This window comes from Azospirillum isscasi (assembly GCF_030849505.1).
Taxonomy (GTDB): Bacteria; Pseudomonadota; Alphaproteobacteria; order Azospirillales; family Azospirillaceae; genus Azospirillum; species Azospirillum isscasi.
Genome location: NZ_JAUJFI010000280.1, coordinates 1 through 3,616, shown reverse-complemented (window position 1 = coordinate 3,616; position 3,616 = coordinate 1). Strand labels below are relative to the sequence as shown.

3 protein-coding genes are annotated in these 3,616 nt (G+C 71.2%); 2 read left to right on the top strand and 1 reads right to left on the bottom strand.

The window, feature by feature from the left end; translation table 11 throughout:
* Together QSG27_RS28100 and QSG27_RS28095 are read left to right on the top strand one after the other, a co-directional pair.
* Window positions 1–203, top strand: a 203-nt coding sequence (locus QSG27_RS28100) for an oligopeptide/dipeptide ABC transporter ATP-binding protein (RefSeq protein ID WP_326522697.1), incomplete at its 5' end; no start/stop codon positions are given.
* A 187-nt stretch (window positions 204–390) separates the two neighbouring features.
* Window positions 391–2,688 carry a mechanosensitive ion channel domain-containing protein gene (locus QSG27_RS28095; RefSeq protein ID WP_306712048.1) on the top strand — a complete coding sequence of 766 codons (2,298 nt, stop codon included), beginning with the start codon at window positions 391–393 and terminating at the stop codon, window positions 2,686–2,688.
* 36 nt (window positions 2,689–2,724) lie between these two features.
* Here the strand turns inward: QSG27_RS28095 and QSG27_RS28090 are convergent.
* On the bottom strand, window positions 2,725–3,616 hold an 892-nt coding region (locus tag QSG27_RS28090), incomplete at its 5' end, for an HD domain-containing phosphohydrolase (protein WP_306712046.1).

Below are 3,616 nucleotides of genomic sequence, written 5' to 3'. Positions count from 1 at the left end.
CCCGGCCCGCGCTGCACGGCGATCCGCCATCCCCCCTGCGCCCGCCGACCGGCTGCGCCCTGCGGCTGCGCTGCCCGCTCGCCCATGACGGCTGCGCGCAGGTTCCGCCGGCGCTCGACCCCGTGGCGCCGGGCCACCGTGTCGCCTGCCATGTCAAAGATGGCGTCAAAGATGGCGTCAAAGATGGCGGAGAGGGGCCGTAACCCCGTTGGCGGACGCGGCCCGGCGCCTTGGGCGTGGCCGCAATTCCGTCCCAAAAAGGTCTGAAACTGCGCGGGTTGGCAAGGGCGCGGGCACGGGATAACGTCCCCGACCTTCATCACCGCATCGTGGAAACCACGGAAAAGGACAGGGATGCTTCGCGCACGCACCCGGTGGACGGTCTCCTGCATGGGCGCAATCGCCGTCCTTCTGCTTCTCATCGGATTCGCCCAGCCGTCGCTGGCCGCCGGCCCCGTGCCGGGCGCCGCCGGCCCCGCCCCCGCCGCCGCGCCCCCCGCGGAGCCTGCCGCCTCGCCCGATCCGACGCCGGAGCAGATGCAGGCGATGATCGCGACGCTGGAGGACCCGGCGGCCCGCGCCCGGCTGGTGGAGCAGCTGAAGGCGCTGGTGGCCGCGCAGAAGGGCCTGGACCAGGCCAAGGCGGAGGAGGCCCCGGCGGCCAGCACCCTGCCGGAGACCATCGGGGCCAGCGCCCTGTCCTTCCTGGCGGAGCGCATGGACGTGCTGAGCCGCCAGCTCGTCCAGGTCGGCAACGTGTTCAAGGAGCTGCCGGGCGCCATCGAATGGGCGAACCGGCAGATGGTGGACCCGTCCGCCCGCGACCGCTGGATGCAGATCGCCATCCAGCTGTCGATGATCCTAACCGCCGGTCTGGTGATGGAGCGCTTCGTCGGCTGGCTGCTCGCCCGGCCGCGCAACGCCCTGGCCACCCGCCGGGGAACCACGGTGCTGGTGCGGATTCCGCTGCTGCTGGGCCGCGCGCTGCTGGAGTTGGCGCCGATCGCCGCCTTCATCGTCGTCGGCTACGCCATCCTGTCGGTCAGCGAGCCGGGGCCGCGCGTGCGGCTGGTCGCCCTGGCGGTCATCAACGCGACCGTCATCCTGCAAATCCTGCTGGTCGCCGCGCGCATCCTGATTTCGCCCTTCGCGCCGGGCCTGCGGCTGGTGCGGATGGGCGACGCCAACGCGCTGCGCCTCTACCGCTGGGTCCGCCGGCTGGCCGCGGTCGGCGTCTACGGCTATTTCCTGGCGGAGGGCGCCTATGTGCTGGGCCTGCCGCTGGGCGCCTATGGCGCGTCGCTGAAGCTGCTGGGTCTGGCCATCGCCGGCATGCTGATCGCGCTGATCCTGCAGAACCGGCGCACGGTGGCCGACTGGATGCACGGCAACCCGCTGTCCGGCGACGGCGACCCGGCGGCCACCGCGGCCCGCGAATCGGAAGGCCAGGGCGCGGTCCTGCGCTCCGCCCGCCGCCGCTTCGCCGACGTCTGGCACGTTCTGGCCATCGTCTATGTGGTGGTGACCTTCGGCGTCTGGGTGCTGAACGTCTATGGCGGGTTCGAGTATCTGGCCCGCGCCACCGGAATCACCATCCTGGTGGCGGTGGCCGCCCGGCTGCTGGTCAACGGCATCAACCGCGGCCTGCGCCGCGGCCTGCGCATGGTTCCGGACAGCCAGGGCGCCCTGCCGCCGCTGAAGGACCGCGCATCGCTCTACCTGCCCTTCCTGCACCGGGCGGTGAAGACGGTGATCTGGATCGGTGCCGCGATGATGATCCTCTACGGCTGGGGCTTCGACACGCTGGCCTGGACGGACACGCGGCTGGGCCAGCGCATCCTGCGCAGCACGGTCACCATCGGCCTGCTGCTGGCCGGCTCCGTCATCGCCTGGGAGGTGGTGAGCGCGATGATCGAGCGCTTCCTGGCCTCCACCGACCGCAACGGCACGCGGATCGAGCGCAGCGCGCGGGTGCGCACCCTGCTGCCGCTGCTGCGCAACGCCTTCCTGGTGGTGCTGGTGACCATGGTGTCGCTGATCACCCTGTCGGAGCTGGGGGTGAACATCGCGCCGCTGCTGGCCGGTGCCGGTGTGGTCGGTCTGGCCGTCGGTTTCGGGTCGCAGACGCTGGTCAAGGACATCATCACCGGCCTGTTCATCCTGTTCGAGGACAGCATCTCCATCGGCGACGTGGTGGATGTCGGCGGCGGCCATTCCGGCGTGGTGGAGGCCATCTCCATCCGTTCCATCCGGCTGCGCGATTCGTCGGGCGCCATCCACACGGTGCCCTTCAACTCGGTCAGCACCGTCAAGAACATGTCGAAGGACTTCTCCTACGCCCTGTTCGAGGTGCGGGTCGCCTACCGCGAGGACCCGGACCGCGTGATCGAGCTGCTGAAGGACATCGGCACCGGGCTGCAATCCGACGCCCTGTTCGCGCCCGACATCATGGCGCCGCTGGAGGTGATGGGCCTGGACAAGTTCCAGCCCGACTCGACGCAGCTCATCACCGCGCGCTTCAAGACGCGCCCGACCCGGCAGTGGGGCGTGTCGCGCGAGTTCAACCGCCGCATGAAGAAGCGCTTCGACGAGCTGGGGGTGGAGGTGCCGACCGGCTCCATGCAGCTCATCGTCGGCGGGCAGCATCCCGACCGCGCGCTGGCCGAGGCGCTGAGCCAGGGCTCGTAACAAAGGGGCCGGATGGCCGCGTGGCCGGGGGCCGCTCTACGCCTCCGGCCCGCCGCGGTCCAGGACGGCGGCGAAGGCGTCGACCACCCGCGGGTCGAAATGCCGGCCCGATTCGGCGCGGATCAGATCGATCACCGCCGCCAGCTCCCACGCCTCCTTGTAGGGGCGGCGGTGCAGCAGGGCGTCGTAGACGTCGGCCACCGCCACGATGCGGCCCGACAACGGGATGGCGTCGCCCGCCAGCCCATGGGGATAGCCGGAGCCGTCGAACTTCTCGTGGTGGCTCTCGGCGATCTCCGCCCCCATCGTCAGATAGCTGCGCCCGCCGACCGCGCCGGAGGCATCGCGCAGGATGCGCGCGCCGATGGCCGCGTGCTGGCGCATCTGGGCCATCTCCTCCGGGTCGAGTTTGCCGGGCTTGCGCAGGATCTGGTCGGGAATGGCGACCTTGCCGACGTCGTGCAGCATGCTGGCCAGCCCGATCAGCTCGCAGAACCGGTCGTCCGCCTCGCCGCCGCAGTCGCCCCGCGCCTGAAGCTCCCGGGCGATGGCGGTGGCCCAGCGCCCGATGCGCCGGACATGCTCCCCGGTCACCTCGTCCTTGTATTCGGCCAGCTTGCCCAGGGCGTGCACCGTGGCGAGCTGGGCGAGGTGGAGCTGTTCGTACAGGGACACATTGTCGAACCCCACCGACATCTTCGAACAATAGATGTCCGCCAGCCGGCGCTCGACGTCCGACAGACCGCCGTGCCCGCCGATGAACAGCGCGCCGGGGCCGTGGCCGGGACGCTGCGGACCGTGCGACTGGAAGGGCAGCACGCTGTGGTCCTCCCGGTGCAGGGTGCGGCGCACGGCCAGGGCGGCGGCGATGTCCTCGCAGGCCGCCGCCGGCAGCACGGCGCTGACCGGCTGGCCGGCGGCGGTGGCG

Coding starts and splice junctions, on each gene's coding strand:
- QSG27_RS28095 (WP_306712048.1), top strand. CDS start 391: ATGGGCGCAATCGCCGTCCTTCTGCTTCTCATCGGATTCGCCCAGCCG.